Origin of the sequence: Pseudomonas sp. CFBP 13602, from assembly GCF_014842725.1 — a bacterium.
Lineage (GTDB): Bacteria > Pseudomonadota > Gammaproteobacteria > Pseudomonadales > Pseudomonadaceae > Aquipseudomonas > Aquipseudomonas baltica.
Map to the genome: position 1 here is coordinate 44,184 of NZ_JACYVT010000011.1, position 18,477 is coordinate 62,660.

16 protein-coding genes, 1 other RNA gene and 1 pseudogene are annotated in these 18,477 nt (G+C 57.8%); 7 read left to right on the plus strand and 11 right to left on the minus strand.

What is annotated here, in order from left to right; genetic code table 11:
- The first annotated feature begins 528 nt into the window (after positions 1-528).
- The 3 genes from IFU31_RS20240 (at position 529) to qatC (ending at position 4,384) form a co-directional block, all read left to right on the plus strand.
- The gene (locus IFU31_RS20240) at positions 529-2,325 is read left to right on the plus strand and encodes a KAP family P-loop NTPase fold protein (RefSeq protein ID WP_192104404.1); all 1,797 of its coding nucleotides are present in this window, start codon (positions 529-531) and stop codon (positions 2,323-2,325) included.
- Positions 2,326-2,561: 236 nt separating this feature from the next.
- Positions 2,562-3,077 (plus strand): hypothetical protein, encoded by a 516-nt coding sequence (locus IFU31_RS20245; RefSeq protein ID WP_192104406.1) that lies wholly within the window; start codon positions 2,562-2,564, stop codon positions 3,075-3,077.
- Complete coding sequence (gene qatC, locus IFU31_RS20250) at positions 3,056-4,384, plus strand: Qat anti-phage system QueC-like protein QatC (protein WP_342345298.1); 1,329 nt, start codon at positions 3,056-3,058, stop codon at positions 4,382-4,384. The genes IFU31_RS20245 and qatC overlap by 22 nt, the downstream gene beginning before the upstream one ends.
- Positions 4,385-4,501: 117 nt before the next feature.
- Here the strand turns inward: qatC and IFU31_RS20255 are convergent, their stop codons facing one another.
- The 8 genes and pseudogenes from IFU31_RS20255 to IFU31_RS20290 form a co-directional block, all read right to left on the minus strand.
- Positions 4,502-4,741 (minus strand): hypothetical protein, encoded by a 240-nt coding sequence (locus IFU31_RS20255; protein ID WP_192104410.1) that lies wholly within the window; start codon positions 4,739-4,741, stop codon positions 4,502-4,504.
- Positions 4,738-5,718, minus strand: coding sequence for an integrase domain-containing protein (locus IFU31_RS20260; protein WP_192104440.1), 981 nt, complete (start codon positions 5,716-5,718; stop codon positions 4,738-4,740). The genes IFU31_RS20255 and IFU31_RS20260 overlap by 4 nt, the downstream gene beginning before the upstream one ends.
- On the minus strand, positions 5,696-6,055 hold the full coding sequence (locus tag IFU31_RS20265; protein WP_192104412.1) for a hypothetical protein: 360 nt from the start codon (positions 6,053-6,055) through the stop codon (positions 5,696-5,698). Before IFU31_RS20265 ends, IFU31_RS20260 begins: the two co-directional genes overlap by 23 nt.
- Positions 6,042-7,439 (minus strand): annotated as a pseudogene (locus IFU31_RS20270) (YfjI family protein). The gene IFU31_RS20265 and the pseudogene IFU31_RS20270 overlap by 14 nt, the downstream one beginning before the upstream one ends.
- A 645-nt stretch (positions 7,440-8,084) precedes the next feature.
- Entirely contained in the window at positions 8,085-9,956 is a 1,872-nt protein-coding gene (locus IFU31_RS20275; RefSeq protein WP_192104414.1) for a DNA/RNA helicase domain-containing protein, read from the minus strand.
- A gap of 292 nt (positions 9,957-10,248) precedes the next feature.
- Positions 10,249-10,641: a transfer-messenger RNA gene (gene ssrA / locus IFU31_RS20280) on the minus strand.
- Positions 10,642-10,719: 78 nt separating this feature from the next.
- Positions 10,720-10,992: a hypothetical protein gene (locus IFU31_RS20285; RefSeq protein WP_122480206.1), complete on the minus strand. Its 273-nt coding sequence runs from the start codon at positions 10,990-10,992 to the stop codon at positions 10,720-10,722.
- A 216-nt stretch (positions 10,993-11,208) separates the two neighbouring features.
- Positions 11,209-12,909 carry a lactate permease LctP family transporter gene (locus IFU31_RS20290; protein WP_122480205.1) on the minus strand — a complete coding sequence of 567 codons (1,701 nt, stop codon included), beginning with the start codon at positions 12,907-12,909 and terminating at the stop codon, positions 11,209-11,211.
- 179 nt (positions 12,910-13,088) lie between these two features.
- Between IFU31_RS20290 and IFU31_RS20295 the strand changes: the two genes are divergently transcribed.
- A complete protein-coding gene (locus tag IFU31_RS20295) occupies positions 13,089-13,859 on the plus strand; it encodes a GntR family transcriptional regulator (RefSeq protein ID WP_192104416.1) in 771 nt (256 codons plus the stop codon).
- 45 nt (positions 13,860-13,904) lie between these two features.
- Here IFU31_RS20295 and smpB read toward each other — a convergent pair whose 3' ends face one another.
- Positions 13,905-14,387, minus strand: coding sequence for an SsrA-binding protein SmpB (smpB, locus tag IFU31_RS20300; protein WP_043190812.1), 483 nt, complete (start codon positions 14,385-14,387; stop codon positions 13,905-13,907).
- A 257-nt stretch (positions 14,388-14,644) separates the two neighbouring features.
- Between smpB and IFU31_RS20305 the strand changes: the two genes are divergently transcribed.
- Positions 14,645-15,079, plus strand: a complete 435-nt coding sequence (locus IFU31_RS20305; protein WP_122480203.1) for a type II toxin-antitoxin system RatA family toxin — start codon at positions 14,645-14,647, stop codon at positions 15,077-15,079.
- Positions 15,072-15,383, plus strand: a complete 312-nt coding sequence (locus IFU31_RS20310; protein ID WP_192104418.1) for an RnfH family protein — start codon at positions 15,072-15,074, stop codon at positions 15,381-15,383. The genes IFU31_RS20305 and IFU31_RS20310 overlap by 8 nt, the downstream gene beginning before the upstream one ends.
- Positions 15,384-15,444: 61 nt before the next feature.
- On the opposite strand, the gene IFU31_RS20315 is transcribed toward IFU31_RS20310, so the two are convergent.
- Entirely contained in the window at positions 15,445-15,966 is a 522-nt protein-coding gene (locus IFU31_RS20315; RefSeq protein ID WP_122480201.1) for an outer membrane protein assembly factor BamE, read from the minus strand.
- Between the two features lie 98 nt (positions 15,967-16,064).
- Here IFU31_RS20315 and fur point away from each other — a divergent pair, with 98 nt between their 5' ends.
- Positions 16,065-16,469, plus strand: coding sequence for a ferric iron uptake transcriptional regulator (gene fur, locus IFU31_RS20320; protein ID WP_122480200.1), 405 nt, complete (start codon positions 16,065-16,067; stop codon positions 16,467-16,469).
- Positions 16,470-16,636: 167 nt separating this feature from the next.
- Here the strand turns inward: fur and recN are convergent, their stop codons facing one another.
- Entirely contained in the window at positions 16,637-18,310 is a 1,674-nt protein-coding gene (gene recN, locus IFU31_RS20325; protein ID WP_122480199.1) for a DNA repair protein RecN, read from the minus strand.
- Positions 18,311-18,477: the final 167 nt, after the last annotated feature.

Sequence of the window (18,477 nt, forward strand, 5' to 3'; positions counted from 1 at the left end):
CCTGTGATTGAGGTTCTGCAAGGGGGGGGCGGCTGGAGCGATGTTATGGCACTGGTGCGATTGAGCCTGAGTCATCGGTTCAGGCACAGAAAAAGCATTGGCGAGACACGTGCAGTGTTGGGTTTGTGAGGCTTGCTTGGTGTGCCGGGGTAACTTGAATTCACTCAGTAAAATATTGTTTTATAAGGCAATATAATTTTATTTTTTTGGTTGGAATACCAACTGGAATACCGTGCGAAATGGCATTTCACTTGCGCACCCATGAATTGAAGTTGATTAGCAAGCGTCCGATGATCTCAACCTCGTACTGCAACTCAATCTAATGCAAGGCTTGTTCGCAGAGCGGGCTTTTGCCTGTGACTACAAAAGCCTAATGAACTGATACGAAGAGGTTTGTCACTAGATTTCGAAATAGTGGCATTGAATCGCTTTTTAACGAATGATGTCGATCATGAAGGCGATGCTGCGTGTCTGTGATAGCAAGCCCAGCTCGTAAGCAAGGGATGGTCCGCAAGCAAGGAGGCTCAGATGTGGGCTGATGTCGATACAAAAAACGATTTTCTGAATTACTCAGAAGTAGCCGATCTTGTTGTGGACGTCATCCGTGATCCGTCCATGCGTCCGGTTACCGTAGGCGTGTTCGGTTCCTGGGGTACTGGGAAGTCCACGCTGCTCAATCTGATCGAGCATGGACTGAACCCTCCTCAGGGAGTGTCTGAATTCGTCGTCGTTCGTTTTGACGCCTGGTTGTATCAGGGCTTCGATGACTCCCGCGCCGCGCTGATGGAGGTCATCGCCTCCACCCTTATCGACGCTGCCGAAGAAACCAGCTTTCTACCTGAAGCGAAGAAGCTTTTTGCGCGGGCCAACAAAATGCGAATGCTTGGTCTCATGGTCGAAGGAGGAGCGCTTGCTTTGGGTATGCCTGCTTTCGGTTTGGGTGCGAAAGGGGTGGAAGCTCTGGGGAAGCTCTTTTCGGGTGAAGCGGATCATGACTCGTTAGGAACTCTCAAAGATGAAGGTGGTAAAGCGAAGGATAGCTTTAGCGGGCTGCTTGGCCCAGAAACGCAGCAAACTCCTCCCAAACAGATCGAGGCGTTCCGAAAGGAGTTTTCAGATGTCCTCATCGGTCTCGACAAAACGTTGGTCGTTTTTGTCGACAACTTAGATCGCTGCTTGCCCAAGCAGACGATTCATACCTTGGAGGCTCTGCGTCTGTTCCTCTTCATGAACCATACGGCTTTTGTCGTGGCGGCAGATGAGGAGATGGTTCGCCATTCGGTCAGCGAGCATTTCAAAGATCCTGGTGATCGTCATGTGACTGATTACTTGGACAAACTTATTCAAGTGCCTGTTCGTGTACCAAGGTTGGGAGTTCAGGAGGTTCGGGCGTACCTATTCATGCTATTTGCCTCGGCCGGTAACAAGGTTTCTGGCGAGCGCGTCGAGGCCTTAAGAGTCGGGCTTGAAGATAACTTGCGCAAGGCATGGAGAGACGAACCCATCAGCACAGAGAGGGCCTTAGAGTTGCTGGGCTCTAATGTGCCAGTGGAAGTTGCCGAAGCTTTTCCGATTGCTGATCGAATTGCGCCAATGCTCGCTAGCTCCAGCTCCGTATTGGGTAACCCCAGAATCGTGAAGCGTATGCTCAACGTCGTTCGAATGAGGGTACGGGTAGCGGCACTGCGTGAAATGCCTGTAAACGAGGCCCTAATCGCCAAGGTAGCTCTTTTTGAGCGTTGCATGGAGGAGAAAGCGGTCGCCCATCTTTACTCGATGATAAATGGTGCTGCCGGTGGCAAACCGGAAGTGCTGGCCGAACTGGAGGGACTACTGGAAGACCCCGTGAAATTTGCGGAGGCTTGTCCGGATTTATGGACCAAAGTAGATCTCGTGCGAGATTGGATCAGGCTCGAACCGCAGCTTTCGACTGTAGACCTCCGTCCGGTCGTTTATCTGAGCAGGGAAACCACTCCCTTACGGGTATTACGCGCAGGTCTTTCTGCTGATGCGGCCGAAGCGCTTGCTGTGCTCAAACGGACGTCCAACACCTCGTCACCTTCTGCAAAAGCTGCTCTACAGACCATATCCGGTGGTGAGCACGCGGCCGTCATGACCCAGTTAATTGAATCGATGCGGTCGCATTCTGAGTGGACAAGCAAGCCAGTCGGCTTCGACGGTGCGCAGTTGCTTGCCGAGAAGTCACCAGAAGCCGGTGCGCTGCTATCGGATTTCATTCACACCGTAATGCCGGACAAAATTCGGCCTTGGCTCAGCAGCAAGCTTAAGGGCGCGAGCTGGTACAAGGAGCGGGAGAAGAAGTAATGGGAACCTCTACGTCAAGCAAAGGGCCTGGGGGTAATTCTCCATTTGTGCCTGGGTGGGTGGACACCGATGGGCAGCAGGTACCCGAGGCTCCTCCGCAGCGATTTAAAGACTTCCGAACAAACCTGGGGAGATTCGTCTCGACAGGAGACGGCGATTACCTTCGCTCTGCGATAAGCAGCTATGCAGGCGGTGCAACCGGTGGCAGTGGCATTGGACCTGCCCGGTTTGGCTCCATGGCCGGAGCCGGTGGAGCCTTATTTGGTGCGATGGCCACATTGAGGGAAGGGCATTCTCCTCTTGGGCTGGATCTCGCTGCGTTGAACGGCCAGGACACGGACATTGCTATCGACATGATCGTGCAGGCGCTTGCCACTGAGGACGGTGATTCTGATCGCGTTCGGGTTGCGATGAACGAGGCGCTCTCTGAATGCCTAGAAGGTTACCAAGAGTTTGATTTCGCGAGCATCACTGACGAGATGCTTGTACAGATGATGCTGGTGTACGTCACCAAATGCGTGTTTGGACAGCTGGTGCTCGATTCGAACGATGCGTTCGCAAAAGCTGAATCACCTGGCCAGGTCGAGCAGGCCGAGAAGGAACTGTACTCCCTCGTTGAATCGGTGACCGACAAGCACATGCGTCCCTTGTTGGGAGGCAGTCTGAAAGCGCTCTCCAGCACTCAAATTGAAAAGATTCAGATGGCCGCCATCCGCGAAGTGTGGAGTGAATGGGAGGCATACCAAGAGTGACAGACCTCATTTTTCATCACGAAGCTGATCAGCTTCGCTCGCAAACGGCTAATGAAATTCCCGTACTGATGTACGGCAGTCGCCCACCGGCGCGGGGCACTTGCTCTATAGGGGGGCCGGTTCGCGCTGCAGTGAGGCGTTTGGGTGCTCCGGTCAGTAGAACCGGGTTCGATTTATTGACCATAGCCATGGCCGTAACAGCCGCAGATACTTTTGTTGATAAAGCAGAAGCTGATGATGGCTGGGCCCGGGAGCTTCGCTTATTCATCCCCATCGCTGATCCGCAACTTTGGCAGCCCGCGATACCGCTTTTACAGAAGGCTCTGCATTTCTTAAGCGGCGATCTTTGGGAGATCATCCTATTGCCTGATGGACCCAGACAGCTCACGTCTCAGAACCGCGGTCGCATCACCGTTATGGCCGGCCACGATTGCGTCAGTTTGTTCTCGGGGGGGATGGATAGCGGTATTGGAGCGTTGAATTTATTAGCAGAGGGCAGGCGCCCATTGTTGATAAGTCATGCATATCGAGGTGACTCGGGAAAGCAAATCATGGTTCGGGATCATCTACCGGTGGAGGTCTCAAGATTCGCTGCGGTAGCAAATCCGGTGTCCTTGACTGGGAGAAAAACCGATGTGCAGATGCGCACTCGAAGCTTCAATTTCCTCGCCTATGGTGCACTGGTTGGGGCCACACTGGCGCAGCTACGAGTCACTGGCACACCAGTAGAACTTTTCGTTCCCGAGAACGGGCTCATTGCGCTGAACCCTCCAATGACTGCTCGCCGCATTGGCGCGTTGAGTACTAGGACGACGCACCCACATTTTTTGGGCCTATTCCAAAAAATCCTGGATACGGTCGGCCTGCCTGTACGAGTCGAGAATCCGTACGCGCTTCAGACGAAGGGAGAGATGCTTTCTGGGTGCTTAGATCAAGCGAACTTGAGGGATCTGGCATCGGAAACGGTATCGTGTGGTAAGTGGAAGCGGACACACCAGCAGTGTGGTAAGTGCGTCCCGTGCGTCATCCGACGCGCCTCGTTCCACGCTGCCGGAATGACGGACGGCACCGCGTACCATGCCAGAGGAGCGGATCTGACTTCAGTAGTTCGGGATGCGAATGCCAGAGATGATCTGATGGCCATGATCCTGGCGGCCCGCAGATTGCCCGCAGAAGATGTCGCGAAATGGGTGCGTCAATCCGGCCCGCTTCCACTTCACCGCCAGTCTCGTGATTATTTAATAGGTGTCGCCACTAGAGGCATGGGGGAGGTTAGAAGCTATCTATCGTCTCTCGGTCTGCTCTGAATGGGATCTGTAATCTCGAAGTGCGAGAATAGCGGCTTTCGGCCACATACCCTTATCACTCCCAGACCAATAGGGTGGTGAGTCGATAGCAATACCGGATGGCACTGGAAGGGGCTTTCAGGTATTGAGGGTGGTGAGTCGATAGTAATACTGGGTGGCGTCGGAGTGGTCTTTCAGGTGCTGAGTGAGAAACCACCGCACATGCTTGAGCTGCCAGGTCCCGGGATTGTCTCGCTGCCATCGTTGTTGAATGGCCGCTTGCATGACTCGAGCTTGCGGTAGGTGTCGTTGCTGGATGGCCTGCGAGCCATTTAGTACGCCGCTCAGGAACAGCGCCATATCGAAGGGTTTGGTCACGCTCGACCTCCAATGTAGGCCGAAACTACATCGATCCGGTTATGCCCGAGTTCAAGGCTGATCTGTTTCCGCGCCTGTTGATCAAGGTCACGGTCAAGGCGATAGCAGTGGCCACCATTGACCGGTGCGGCGTGGCCAGTGAGCTGTTCGTAACGCTCACAGGCGTAGGCTGCTCGCAGTTCATGAAAGCCCTTCAGCCCGTGTTCATGTAGCGTGTCGCGGGCGGGGAGCACGGTCTGTTGCAGGAACGCGGCGTAGCTTTCGTCTCGGGCCAGCAAGTTGCGCCTATGGGGCGGCGACGCATGACGAGCCAACTGCAGCGCCGCCTTCACCTCTTCATTATCCACAACCCATCGCGGCGCTGATGCCCCTGAACGGCCGCCCTTGGTGCCGTCCTGAATGTTGATGCGGCCTAAGTGGTTGGCTCCGCGTTGCAGTCGTGGCAGGTCAGCCAGGATCGCTTCGCGCAGGCGCATGCCGGTTGTTCGGGCCAACAGGACAATCGCGGCTACCCGCTGGTGTTGCTGTTCGCCAAGTACCTCGAATACTCGTCGCACCTGTTGGTGGTCTTGGCCATCCGGTGCGCGGGTGCGTACGCTCGAGCGCTGCTGTCCCAACGCCTGACTCGGGCTGGCGATCCTCACGTCCTGATCACCGCGCAGCGCGGCGAGGGTGCGGTTGACGCTGCTCAGGCGGTTCTGCGCGGTGGCGATGCAGAGTTCACCTTGCTGTATCTGCTGACGCAGATACGCGACGTAGTCCTGCAGCGTCCGTCGATCGATCTGACGCGCATCGTTGTAACCGGGGACATCCTCTGACCGACACCAACGCACGAACGCTTGCCAGCGATCGCTATGCGCTTTGACCGTGGCGAAGTGGCCGTCGGCAAACAGATCCTTGAGCGCTTGTGAGACGGCGTAGCTTAGCTGGCGGCCATAGCCAAAGTTGCGCCCCTCACGCCGACCGACCAGAGCCATCATCTTCACCGTTTTCGTTTGTTTGCAGAAATAGCAGCAGCGCTTTCCAGTGTGGGCTGAGCCTGTCCACCTGCTGCCAATGCGTCGGGCGGATCAGGAGGGCGTTCTCGTGGTGTTGCAGCAATGCCCCTTCCTCGCGCAGTTGCTTGATCAGCCGGGCGAGGTTGGCAGGCTCAAAGGGTGGTGTGGCGACAGCGGCGACAATGGCGACAACCCGCGTTGTTTCTGGCCTGGCGCGTGGCGACAGGGTGGCGACAGCGGCGGCGACACGTCGCGATTCTGGTTGCGGTTGAAGTTGCGCCTGGTAGCGGCGCACCGCGTCATTATGGCGAAACATGGCGGACCTCAAACGTTTTTCCGTCGCTGCTGCTCAGCCAGCGATGCGTGATCAGCACGACCAATAGAGAGGCGGTATGGTCAGCGCTCTTGCGGGCAAAGCGAGGGCCGTTGCGATTGACGTCACGGATGGTGAAGTGAGTCCAGCCTTTCTGCACCAGCCAGCGCAGCAGTCGATCCGCCTCTTCGCATCGGCTATCGACCGGCTCCCGTTCGGGCAGGCGCTGGATCTCGGCCAGGTAGTAATCCATCAACGTGGAGGCGCGCTGGAGGTGTGCTTCATCCAACTGACTGGCCTCTTCAACCATGGCCAGCACGCCCGCGATACGCAGTACATTCGCCCCGGCCTTGCTCGCGACAGGCTAGACGCCGGCTAGCTCGCCGAATTCGCCAGACTGGCACTCGATGGTGTCGTGAATATCAATCCAGGCACGACTGGCACGGGGCGTCAGCTCCAGCGTGGCGGGATTGAGTGAGCCATCCTTGTGGAGCGACCAGGGCTTTTGCAGCAGGGCGGTGATCCGCTGTTGGTAGCACTGGACTTTGGCATCTCGGGTCAGGTCGATCGCTTTGTAGAGCCGCTGGCCGGCCAGGTGCTCGGGCCAACTGATCAGGCAACGACCCAGGATGCCTTGGCCATTGATCACCGGGTCTTTGAACAGCTGGTTGGCTAGGTAGGGCTGGAGCATCAGATGCAGGCTGAGGCGGCGCTCATAGGCGCGCAGGCTTTCTCCGGCCATAGATCGGGCCCGGTCGATCGGGCTGCCATCCCACAGTGTCGACAAGGTGGTGATCGCTTTGAGCAGATTCTCTTTGCTCATGGTGCTGCTGCCCAAGAACTGGCCACCCTCATCATTGAACAAGCCCATGCTGGGCACGCCATGGCACAGACTTTTGACCAGAGCCTCAATGGTGGGCTCGGCAATGATCAGTCTCGGCGGTACCGGCTCGGATAGCTCACCGCCTTCCATCTCCGCGTGTTTCTTTGAGGTTTTGGGTTTGGCCATGATGCTGGTAGCGGCGCGATAGGCTTTGAGCTTTTCTGCATATAGGGTCCACTGCTGTCGTTCCCAGTCGCGGGCAGCCTTCAGCGCCAGATGATCCACCGCGCTTTTGCGATCACCCGAAGACGCCACTGTCAGCAGGTAAAGGGACAACGGATAGGTTCGGCCATCGAGTTGGGCATTGGCATGGCCCTGGCTCACCAAGGCAGCGCTGGCCAGCACCGATCGAGCGGCCATGGCGCAGGGTACGGCGATCACCTCGGCCAGTCGTTCGACCGCAGGGCCCAACAGATCCCCGAGTGCTTCGACCGGGTAGGGCAGTGGCGCCTGCTGGTATTCCAGCAATGGTTGTGGTGGCTCGAACGCTTCGCACAGTTGCATCACTATCCTCCTGAGATTATCGACTTCGTCCTCACTCATCCCGCCACGGTTGTTGAGTGTTGCCAGGGATCAAGGCCCCTGCGACCTGTGAGGTTTGTCCACTACGCGGGACTGACGGCTCTTTACGACCGGGAGCTTGGGCATCTCATGATCTGGCCTCCTGAACACCTCCTAAGAAGTGGGCGGGTGGAGGCTGCACTGGCTGACGAGACCAATGCCGCGAGATCCTGAGTCAGGTGAAGGCAGCGAGGTGATGACAGGGGCATGCCTGACTGTCAGTCAGGTGCAGTCCATTCCGTGGGCTGCGGCGCCATCATCGGCATCGGGTGTTGCGGTTGAATTCGACGTTTGTCACGCAAATTGTCGCAAGTCTCTTTGGCCCAAAGCTACGTTCGACGTGGGCTCGCGGATGGCGCAAAGTTTCTCCCTGTCGCTCGAAATTTGGAAGAGTTGGATGGCTGTGGAAGTGCGTGGCACTCAACGGAGGAGAAACCATTAGTCGCTTTCAAATTCAACCCCCTGCGTTTAGGAATGCGGAGCCTTCCTAAACGCAGGGGGTTGGCCGTAGGAACAATGGCGAGGCAGATTCAATGATGGTTGCCTCCATCTTCTGCCATGTTTGCTTGGCCACGGTTTTATAGATCGTCAGTCGTGACTGTATTCGACAAGCTTACTGGCGAAATACTGTGAGGTCTCAGGATCTGTGCAGTACAAATAACAGCCCTTCATCCCACGGGTCATCAGCGTCCGATAAGTGTTTTTAATTATCAGATCTGTTTCTTGTTGTGCCAGAGCAGGTTGCTCCTTCATCAACTTCTTCCAACCTCGAATCGATTTGTCATGCTTATCTCGGTCATGTGGCGATGTCACCACCTGGCCGTTCCGCACCACCAGATCCGGCCCGATGATCACTCCTATGTAATCTACCTCGAGACCCTGACAGGTATGGATACACCCCACCTGTTCGATAGAGTTTTCAGCGATAATCCATAAGCTACCATCTTCATCCAGATTCCATTGGCGTGCGTAGTCGTCGCCGATAACAATATCTGAAGCTTTGGAGTTTTTTTTGCTGAGCCAAGGCCAGCAGTAACCCGCGACCACGCGAGCCTTGTTACCGTGATTTTTCTGTTCGATAGCGGCATGCATGGCTTGGGGGGAATCGAATACCTTGAACTCATAGTCGCGGGTGTCGAGCACGGGGTGGGCTGTGGGGCGAATCCCCAGTACGTCGTCCAACCATGCAACGTAGCCATCGGAGCCACTGCAACGGAACTGGGAGGACAGAACGTACTCCTCCACGGTCGCGCCTTTGGCTATGGCAAAGGAGCGAATCGCCTGCTTGCTACCGATGTCGCTAAGGGTCACGCGCTGATCTTCGTCGATAAAAAAGATTGCGCATTTCGATGAGTCGATCAGCTCCTTGATTTGGTTTTCGCCAAGGTTTCCGTACAGGCCGCTTTTTTCATTGAGCCTATGAGCCTCATCGATGATGAGCGCATCATACGTGTTAGGTTCGGTATCGATAAATGCACCTGAACCTGAAAAAAAATTAGAGAAGTGGGTTCGCTTTACAGTGCCAATCAACTTACTTTCGTACACCTTGCGTGGGGCAGCATTTTTGGACACATATTTGCTCAACAGGCTCAATGCAGTGAGCCTTACCAGCAAGTTAATCGCCAGTACCGTTTTTCCGGTACCGGGACCACCCTCAATTATCAATACCTTTGGAGCTTCAATAGTGGCTTGGCTCGCTGCCGCGAGAGCAGACTCGAAAATTGCCTTTTGATCATCGATCAATATGAACTCAGGCTTGCCTTTCATTAGCCCACTCAGGGCTTCGGACAAAGCTTTGGATGGGCGAATTTTCCCGTTCGAAAGCTCGTAAAGCACCTCTTTGTTGTCACCGTGGACGATGTGTTTCTTCAGGAAGCTTCGTAGCTTTTCGAGCTCAGCGGGGCCTTTCAGGAACAAAGGTGCTTTGTTGGTATAGGGTTCGTAGTGAGCAGAATTGATAACACCGTCGCTGACGTAGTTATGCAGGTACGTACAGGGCCGTACCTCGATGCTTTTGTCGTAGACAGCCTCGTTGAAGCCCTGCAGTAGGGCGGCGTACGACCAAACTTGATAAGAGGGATGAACAGTCTCGACTTGGCTGCCGCCCAATGCCGTTTTTACGATGGCATCCTTTGTGGTGGCAGTGGCTTTGCTCCACTGCTTTAGCTCAATCAAGACCGCGTTTTTGGCTTGAAACTCATCACGGCCCGTCAGCAAGAAGTCGATGCGTTTCGATGACTGGGGGATATGCAGCTCGATGGCCAGGCCTGCGTCGCAGGGTAGACCGTCATCGCGTAGCACCTTAGCCATATAAGCCAGCGATCCCTGCCAGGACTTGATCTCCGAAGCGCCAACCTTCTTTCCGGTGGCTTCTTTGAAATGCCTGAGAATCACTTCTTCGATATCGTCGTTATCGCTGTCTTTGAGAAACTGCTGTTTGGTCGCAGCGTAAACGATCACTCGTGGTCCTTAGAGCTCCAAGCTCAGAATTGATCGTAGTTTTGCTGCTGCCGTCAGATTTGACGGTAGCAGGCTACATGCGATCGGAAAACGTGGGCTCGGATTGTAAGAGTTTTCGCTTTTCGGAGCGGATTTTTTTCGCTTCCTCTCAGGCTGTTTTCCATGAGGCAGGCTCAGCACCACGTGCCAACCTCGGTCATGGACAGACATAGTCATAAGCCGACAGAGCTTCGGCACCTCCCAAATCGCACCCACAAAAAAAGGCGCCCTAAGGCGCCTTCTTCTGCAGATTTGGTGGAGCCGGGGGGATTTGAACCCCCGTCCGCCAGTACTCCGCTGTCGGTACTACATGCTTAGCCGTGTCTACTGAGTTAATCCGCAGCCGCCCGACTGGCAGGGTGCATTGGACGAGCTGTGTAAGTTTTAGTCGCTTTGCCCACAGCGTGCTACACGACGATCCTGTTCTGCGTGACGATCACTTTGGGTTTACAGGCATCCCCTGATGATCGCTGGCACCGAAGTAGCCAGAAGAGCGGCTCAGCTACCGTTAGGCAGCGAGAGCTTGGCCCTCGTAGGTTTCGTCATTGGCAACTATAGAAAGTTGCAACAGTTGATTTACGACTTCTGTTACCAAGTCGGCATGCACCTAGAGTTTCGCAACCGGCGTCGAATCCTAATCGGCCCCAGTCCCTGCGGTTAGGCAGGGGAGACGTAGTCTACGTCATTTTGCGGCGTCAGGCCAACCCCATGGTTGGCTTGGCGATCAGCCTTTGCTTTTCTGAGCATCCATCAGGATGTTCATGGCATCGGTGGAGTGCGAGATGCAGGCTTTTTCGTCCTTGGCAGCGTGGGCGGCCATGGCGGCTTTGTACGCGTCGTCGTACTGGCTCTTGGCAGGGTCGCCGAGCTGCATCGAAGTGGTCTTGGCGTCGTTCAGCTTCTGCATGTTCACTTCGCACAGGTCGTCGGCGGCGAACACAGGGGATGCGATCAGGGCGGAGGCTACGATCAGGCCGGACAGATAGGTACGCTTCATAAGAATCTCCTTACTCAAGGTGGACTCGGCGCTCCTCGGTAGGATCGGCGTCCGCAGTCAGAAATAGCCCAATTGCTTGCGGGCCTGATGAATGGACTTCGCCCTTTTGCAGGGGTTCTGTCGAAAACGTGTGCGGATGTAAATAAATTCAGTTAGCACCAAAAGGGGGCGACATCGCCCCCAGGTTGGGTGTGTTGGACGCATATCTGTCAGGAATCAGTGCACCAGCATGCCGGTGAACCAGTAGGCCTGCGCTAGGGTAATCAAGCCGATGATGGTCGCGAACAACAAGCTGTGCTTGAGCGTGAAGCGCAGCAGGTCGGACTCGCGGCCCACCAGGCCGGTGGCAGCGCAGGCCACGGCGATGGACTGCGGCGAGATCATCTTGCCGGTCACGCCGCCGCTGGAGTTGGCGGCCACCATCAGTACGTCGCTGACGCCCAACTGGTGCGCGGTGGTGGCTTGCAGCGAGCCGAACAGGGCGTTGGACGAGGTGTCCGAGCCGGTCAGGAACACGCCCAGCCAGCCCAGGAACGGCGAGAAGAACGGGAACGCGGAGCCGGTGCCCGCCAGAATCAGCGCCATCGTCGATGACATGCCCGAGAAGTTGGTGACGAAAGCGAAGGCCAGCACCATGCCGATGGACAGGATTGGCCAGCGCAGCTCGAACAGGGTTTCACCGAATGTCTTCAATGCGGTCTTGATGTCGATGCGCAGCACCATCATCGAGATGATCGCGGCGAACAGGATCGCCGTGCCGGTGGCCGAGATGGGGTCGAACTTGAACACGGCGGGCATCGGTGTGGCTGTGGCGACGATGGGTGCGGTCTTCAGTACCAATTGGTCGAGGTGCGGGATGGCGAAGTTGAACACGAAGTTGTACATGGCGCCGCCCGGCGCGAACATGGCTTTGAATGGCTTCAGGGTCCAGATGGTGACCAGCACGGTCAGGATCAGGAACGGCGACCACGCCTTGAGGATCTCTCCCAGGCTGTAGGGCGTTGGTGTGGAGCCGCCCACTGCCGAGGTTTTGCCCGCAGGCCCGCCGCCCATTACCGCAGCACCACCGCTCACGGCCACTTGATCAGTGCTGGCGCTGCGCTTGGGCTGCCACACTTTCAGGAACAAGGTCAGGCAGACGATGCTGGTCAGTGCCGAGGTGATGTCGGGCAGTTCCGGGCCGATGAAGTTGGAGGTCAGGTACTGCACGATGGCGAAGCTCAGGCCTGCAACCAATGCTGCCGGCCAGGTCTCCCGGACGCCGCGCAGGCCATCCATGATGAACACCAGCCAGAACGGTACGATCAACGACAGCAACGGCAGTTGGCGGCCGGTCATGGCGCCGATCTTGAACGGGTCGATGCCGGTCACCTGGCCTGCGACGATGATCGGGATGCCCAATGCGCCGAAGGCCACGGGTGCGGTGTTGGCGATCAGGCACAGGCCTGCCGCGTACAGCGGGTTGAAGCCCAGGCCTACCAGCAAGGCGGCGGTGATGGCGACCGGTGCACCGAAGCCTGCAGCGCCTTCCAGGAAGGCGCCGAAGCAGAAGCCGATCAGCAATACCTGCAAGCGTTGGTCGTCAGTGATCGACAGCACCGAGCTTCGGATGATCTCGAACTGGCCGCTCTTGACCGTGAGTTTGTACAGGAACACCGCGGCGACGATGATCCAGGCAATCGGCCACAGCCCGTACATGAAGCCGTAGCCAGCGGCAGCCAGTGCCATGTCGGCCGGCATGCCGTAGGCGAAGATCGCCAGCACGATGGACAGCGCCAGGGTGATGCTGCCGGCGACGTGCCCCTTCATGCGGAATACGGCCAGCGCCAGGAAGAAGAACACGATGGGTATGACGGCTACCAGGGCGGATAGCCCGAGGCTGCCGAGCGGGTTGTAGATCTGCTGCCAGGTTTGCATAGACTGAGGCCCCTTGTTTTTTTTGGAAGGCTTGGCGCTACGGCGCTGTATTGCAGGAATTGGTAATACCAATTTACAATAAGTTCCGGTCAGGTTAGGACGCAGCCGTGGGGCTGTCAATTTCCTTGTCTATGACTTTGGTCGAGTGCGGCCAGGGCAATCGTGTGTTGGAGCCACCCATGGGTATTGAGCAAGTCCGTCAGCGGCGTTTGTCCGATGGCATCGTCGAGCGTCTGGAGGCCATGATTCTCGAGGGCACGCTAAGGGCGGGCGAGCGTTTGCCGGCCGAGCGGGCGCTGGCCGAGCAGTTTGGCGTGTCGCGGCCTTCCTTGCGCGAAGCCATTCAGAAACTGGTGGCCAAGGGCATGTTGGTCAGCCGTCAGGGTGGGGGCAACTACGTCTGCCACACGCTTGGCTCAACCTTCAGCGATCCGCTGTTGGCGTTGCTGGAAAGCAATCCGGAAAGCCAACGCGACCTGCTCGAGTTTCGCCATACCCTGGAAGCGTCGTGCGCCTTCTATGCAGCGCAGCGCGCCACCGAGATCGACCGCGATCGACTGAGGCAGGCGATGGATGTCTTGGAAGATTGTTATCGCCGAGTCGAGGACGCCACGCGGGAAGAGGAGGGCGTCGCCGATGCCAACTTCCACCTGGCGATTGCCGAAGCCAGTCACAACGCGGTGTTGCTGCACACCGTGCGCGGGCTGTTCGATATGCTCAAGCGCAATATGGTGGTGAACATCGGTGGCATGCACCGGCACAGCGGGGAAACCCGAGACAAGTTGATCGCGCAGCATCGCCAGCTGTTTCATGCCATCGTGAGCGGTCAGGCGGAGCAGGCACGTGAATTGGCCAGCCTGCATATCACCTACGTGCAGGGTGTGCTCGACGAGGCACGGCAGACAGTGCAACGCACCGCTCGCGCACAGCGTCGCAGCAACTTGCAGTAATCAAGCCGGTAAATGCGGCAAAGCTAGCGCTGCAAGGGGAAGGAATCAGTCTTCCTTGCCCTTGTTGCGCACGGCACGCTGCAGCTCGCGGTTGGAATCGCGTTCGCGCTCGGTATCGCGCTTGTCGTATTCCTTCTTGCCCTTGCCCAGAGCGATTTCGCACTTGATCAAGTGCTTGCTCCAGTAGATCGACAAGGCCACGCAGGCATAGCCCTTCTGCTGAACCTGGGCGAACAGCTTTTCCAGCTCGCGGCGGTTGAGCAGCAGTTTGCGGGTACGCGTGGGGTCGGCGATCACATGGGTGCTGGCCGTGGTCAAGGGGGTGAAGTGGCTACCCATCAGCCAGGCTTCGCCGTCCTTGAGCAGCACGTAGCTGTCCACCAGTTGCGCCTTGCCGGCACGCAGGCTTTTTACTTCCCAACCGGCCAGGACCAAGCCAGCCTCGAAACGGTGTTCGATGAAGTAATCGTGTCGCGCTTTCTTGTTCTGCGCGATGGTCCCTGTAGGGTGTTTCTTTAATTTGGCCATAGGGCGCGCATTATAGGCAGTCGTTGCGCTCTCGGCTACGGTATTGCTATGCGCTTGAGCGCTTGCAATGAATACCGGACAATACCTGATCTTTATGGATAGCCTGCGCTTTGCCGCTGTCGACAAAGAAGCCCCGTGATTTCGTTGGCGTGCCCCCTGTCTGCTGGCATGCCTACCTTATTTTCAAGGCGCCGTTGGCGTCGTTCGGCCGGCGCAGATTTTCGCGTCCGCCGCCCAGCTTTGGAAGTGACGCCCGCATGACTACCCATATTCAACGCTCGGCCCTGCTGCCTTATCCTGCTCAGGCCCTGTATGACCTGGTCAACGACGTGTCCCGCTACCCCGAATTTCTGCCTTGGTGTTCGTCAACCACCATCCTTGAAGAAACCGACACCCTGATGCGCGCCAACCTGGACATTGCCAAGGGTGGGCTGAGTCAGCATTTCGTGACTCGCAATACCTTGGTGCCCGGCAGCTCCATTGAAATGAACCTGGAAGAAGGTCCGTTCAACCAGCTGCACGGAGTGTGGGTGTTCAAGCCGCTGGGCGAGAAGGCCTGCAAGATCAGCCTGGATCTGTCCTTCGACTATGCCGGCCCGATCATTCGCGCCACCTTGGGGCCGCTGTTCAATCAGGCCGCCAACACGCTGGTGGATGCCTTCTGCCAGCGCGCCAAGCAATTGCATGGCTGAGCAGTTGATCGACATCGAAGTGGCCTATGCCGCGGTCGACGAGCAGGCATTGCTCGGGCTGAAAGTGCCTGAGGGCACAACCGTCGCCCAGGCGATCGAGATGTCGGGCATTGCTCAGCGCTTCCCTGACGTAGATTTCAATCAGTGCCCGGTAGGCATCTTCGCCAAGCTGCTGGATTCGCCCGCCGAGCACGTGCTGCAATCCGGTGACCGCATCGAACTCTACCGGCCGTTGCTCGCGGACCCGAAAGAGGTGCGACGATTGCGCGCGGCCAAGGCGGCGCAAGCGCGCAAGCCTCGTTGAGATAACTTTCCTTCGCCCATGAAAAAGCCCGGCATGACCGGGCTTTTTTCGTACCGCCTGCTTACTGCGGCGAAACGTCCAGCGGCTGGGGTGCCGGGACGGGGACGGTCTTCACGCCGTCCACGTCGCGCTGGATGTCGTCGAGCATCGAGCCAGGCTTGGGTGGCTCTTCGGCCTTCTGCGGCTCGCCCTGCTGGGGCGTAGCGGTGGTGTCGGTGTCGCTGCCCAGAATTGCCTGGTCCCTGCTGACGCCCGGCATGAAATCGCCAGAGAGGCCGACCAATTGGTCGTTGCCGTTGAACATGACACTCATGCGTTCCTGCTGGCGTTCGCCGCCGCCTGGCTGCAGGCTGTACAGGTAATCCCAGCGATTGGCGTGAAACGTGTCGACCAACAGGGGGTTGCCCATGATAAACCTTACTTGCCGACGGGTCATTCCGGGCCGTAACTGGTCTATCATGTCCTGTGTGACGACATTGCCCTGCTGGATGTCGATTTTGTAAACCCCGGGGAATGAACAACCGGCGAGTGCGAGCAGTCCCACGAAGGTGAGGCTGGTTAGCAAGTGCTTGGTGTTTTGCATCGGTGGGCGACTTCCACTATCTTGGCTGGGACAACGTAAACCCCGATCATACCCGTATTAAGAGATGCTGCGAAGCCGCATCGTTGAGAAAGCTGACCATGGTTGATAATAGCGAACTGCGTAAAGCCGGCCTCAAGGTGACCCTTCCACGGGTCAAGATTCTGCAAATGCTGGAGTCGGCACAGCAACGCCACATGAGCGCCGAGGAAGTCTACAAGGCGCTGATGGAAGCGGGTGAAGATGTGGGTCTGGCCACGGTTTACCGTGTTCTGACCCAATTCGAAGCGGCGGGTCTGGTAGCACGTCATAACTTCGATGGCGGCCATGCCGTGTTCGAATTGGCAGACGGCGAGCACCACGATCACATGGTCGATGTCGACTCGGGTGATGTGATCGAGTTTACCGACCACGAGATCGAGCGCCGCCAGAAGGAAATCGTCAGCGAGCATGGTTACGAGCTGGTGGATCACAACCTGGTGCTGTACGTGCGCAAGCCAAAGTAACTTCAGGAGTGATGCAAAAAGGCGACCCTGGGGTCGCCTTTTTTGTTGGGGTGAATCAGTTGGGGCCTCTTCGCGGGCAGAGCCCGCTCCCACCGGTCAGTGCCAGCCTTGTGGGAGCGGGGCGGGCGGCGAGCCCTCTGCCCGCGAAGAGGCCCGCCTGGCCACCATCACCCCTTGGCGGTAACAACCATCTTCTTCGCATGTGCCAGCGATTCCTTGGTCAGGTCAATCCCACCCAGCATCCGCGCCACCTCTTCCACGCGCTCACCCTTGCCCAGGTTCGACACTGCCGTGCGCGTCTCGTCACTGCCGCGCACCTTGTGCACGAACAGGTGATGGTGCCCCTGCGCCGCCACCTGCGGCAGGTGAGTCACGGTCAGCACTTGCCCACGCTCACCCAGGCGTCGCAGCAACTGCCCGACGATCTCGGCTGTCGGGCCACCGATGCCCACGTCCACTTCGTCGAACACCAGCGTCGGAACCCGCGAGGTCTGCGCCGTGATCACCTGGATTGCCAGGCTGATCCGCGACAGCTCGCCGCCCGACGCCACCTTGGCCAAGGGTTTCATTGGCTGGCCAGGGTTGGCGCTGACCAACAGCTCGACCTGCTCCAGGCCATTGGGGTGCAAGTCCTCGTGGGCATTGGCGCGCAGCTCGATGGTGAAGCGCCCACCAGGCATGCCCAGGCGCTGGATTTCCACCTCCACTGCGGCCGCCAGTTGCGCGGCGGCGTGGGTGCGCAGTCCGGTCAGCTCACCGGCTTTTTCCTGGTAGTGGCGTGCATAGGCCGCCAGCTCTTCACCCAGCTGCTCGATTGACTCGTCGCTGGCGTTCAACCCTTCCAGCTCTTCGAGCAAGCGGTGTTGCAGCGCGACCACTTCGGTCGGGTGAACGCGGTGTTTGCGCGCCAGGGTATAGATGGTGTCGAGGCGCTCCTCGATATGCTGCAAGCGCGCCGGATCGGCTTCGAAGTGGTCGAGGAAGCGATTGAGTTCGCCCACGGCTTCTTCGACCTGGATCTGCGCCGTTGCCAGCATCGAGGCCGCTTCGCCCAGCGCGTTCGGAGCATTGCTGACGCCGCCCAGGCGATTAAGGCTGGCGGTCAGCGCGCTGAGCACGTTGCCCGAATCGTTTTCGCTGCAATGGTCGATGACCTGGCGGCAGATGCCGAACAAGGCTTCGGCGTTGGTCAGGTTCTTGTGTTCCTGTTCCAGCTGCTCCAGCTCGTTCTCGCCCAGCCCGAGGTTCTCCAGCTCTTCCAGCTGGTAGCTGAGCAACTGGTGACGTGCGCGCTGTTCGTCACCGGAGTCCGACAAGCGCTCGAGTTCCTGGCGGGTCTGGCGCCATTTCTGCGCAGCCAGGTGCACCTGCCGGGCTAGATCGCTGGCACCGGCGTATTCATCCAGCAGGCGGCGATGGGTATCGGTCTTGAGCAGCGACTGGTGCTCGTGCTGGCTATGGATATCGATCAGCAGCTCACCCAGCGACTTGAGGTCGCCGAGCGGGCAGGGGGTGCCGTTGATGTAGCCGCGCGAACCGCCCTTGGCCGTGATCACCCGGCGCAGGATGCAGGGGCCGTCGGTTTCCAAGTCGCGCTCGGCAAGCCACGTGCTGGCCTCGGGGATATCGACCAGATCGAAAGTGGCAAGGATGTCGGCCTTGTCTGCTCCGGGCCGGACCACGCCGCTGTCGGCGCGGTCGCCCAGGGCCAGGCCCAGCGCATCGAGCATGATCGATTTGCCGGCGCCGGTTTCGCCCGTGATCACGCTCATCCCGCGCTCGAGTTCGAGGTCGAGATGTTCGACGATGGCATAGTTGTGTACGGACAGGTGCACCAGCATAAGACCGCCCCCAGGCATGGATGTCTGGTTATTTATACAGTGTTTTATACAGGGCTGACAATATTGGTCCTTAGCTCGTTTTCGCCTGATGCCTGGGTTTTTTATCGCTTCATTCGAAAGCCCACACTCAGCCGCTGGTCGTCAGCCCTTGAAGCGCGAATTTGCGA

What these genes read in the sequence shown, in the direction of transcription:
- IFU31_RS20240 (WP_192104404.1), top strand. Translation starts at nt 529, where the DNA reads ATGTGGGCTGATGTCGATACAAAAAACGATTTTCTGAATTACTCAGAA.
- IFU31_RS20245 (WP_192104406.1), top strand. Translation starts at nt 2,562, where the DNA reads ATGGCCGGAGCCGGTGGAGCCTTATTTGGTGCGATGGCCACATTGAGG.
- qatC (WP_342345298.1), top strand. Translation starts at nt 3,056, where the DNA reads ATGGGAGGCATACCAAGAGTGACAGACCTCATTTTTCATCACGAAGCT.
- IFU31_RS20260 (WP_192104440.1), bottom strand. Translation starts at nt 5,718, where the DNA reads ATGGCTCTGGTCGGTCGGCGTGAGGGGCGCAACTTTGGCTATGGCCGC.
- IFU31_RS20265 (WP_192104412.1), bottom strand. Translation starts at nt 6,055, where the DNA reads ATGTTTCGCCATAATGACGCGGTGCGCCGCTACCAGGCGCAACTTCAA.
- IFU31_RS20285 (WP_122480206.1), bottom strand. Translation starts at nt 10,992, where the DNA reads ATGAAGCGTACCTATCTGTCCGGCCTGATCGTAGCCTCCGCCCTGATC.
- IFU31_RS20290 (WP_122480205.1), bottom strand. Translation starts at nt 12,909, where the DNA reads ATGCAAACCTGGCAGCAGATCTACAACCCGCTCGGCAGCCTCGGGCTA.
- IFU31_RS20295 (WP_192104416.1), top strand. Translation starts at nt 13,089, where the DNA reads ATGGGTATTGAGCAAGTCCGTCAGCGGCGTTTGTCCGATGGCATCGTC.
- smpB (WP_043190812.1), bottom strand. Translation starts at nt 14,387, where the DNA reads ATGGCCAAATTAAAGAAACACCCTACAGGGACCATCGCGCAGAACAAG.
- IFU31_RS20305 (WP_122480203.1), top strand. Translation starts at nt 14,645, where the DNA reads ATGACTACCCATATTCAACGCTCGGCCCTGCTGCCTTATCCTGCTCAG.
- IFU31_RS20310 (WP_192104418.1), top strand. Translation starts at nt 15,072, where the DNA reads ATGGCTGAGCAGTTGATCGACATCGAAGTGGCCTATGCCGCGGTCGAC.
- IFU31_RS20315 (WP_122480201.1), bottom strand. Translation starts at nt 15,966, where the DNA reads ATGCAAAACACCAAGCACTTGCTAACCAGCCTCACCTTCGTGGGACTG.
- fur (WP_122480200.1), top strand. Translation starts at nt 16,065, where the DNA reads ATGGTTGATAATAGCGAACTGCGTAAAGCCGGCCTCAAGGTGACCCTT.
- recN (WP_122480199.1), bottom strand. Translation starts at nt 18,310, where the DNA reads ATGCTGGTGCACCTGTCCGTACACAACTATGCCATCGTCGAACATCTC.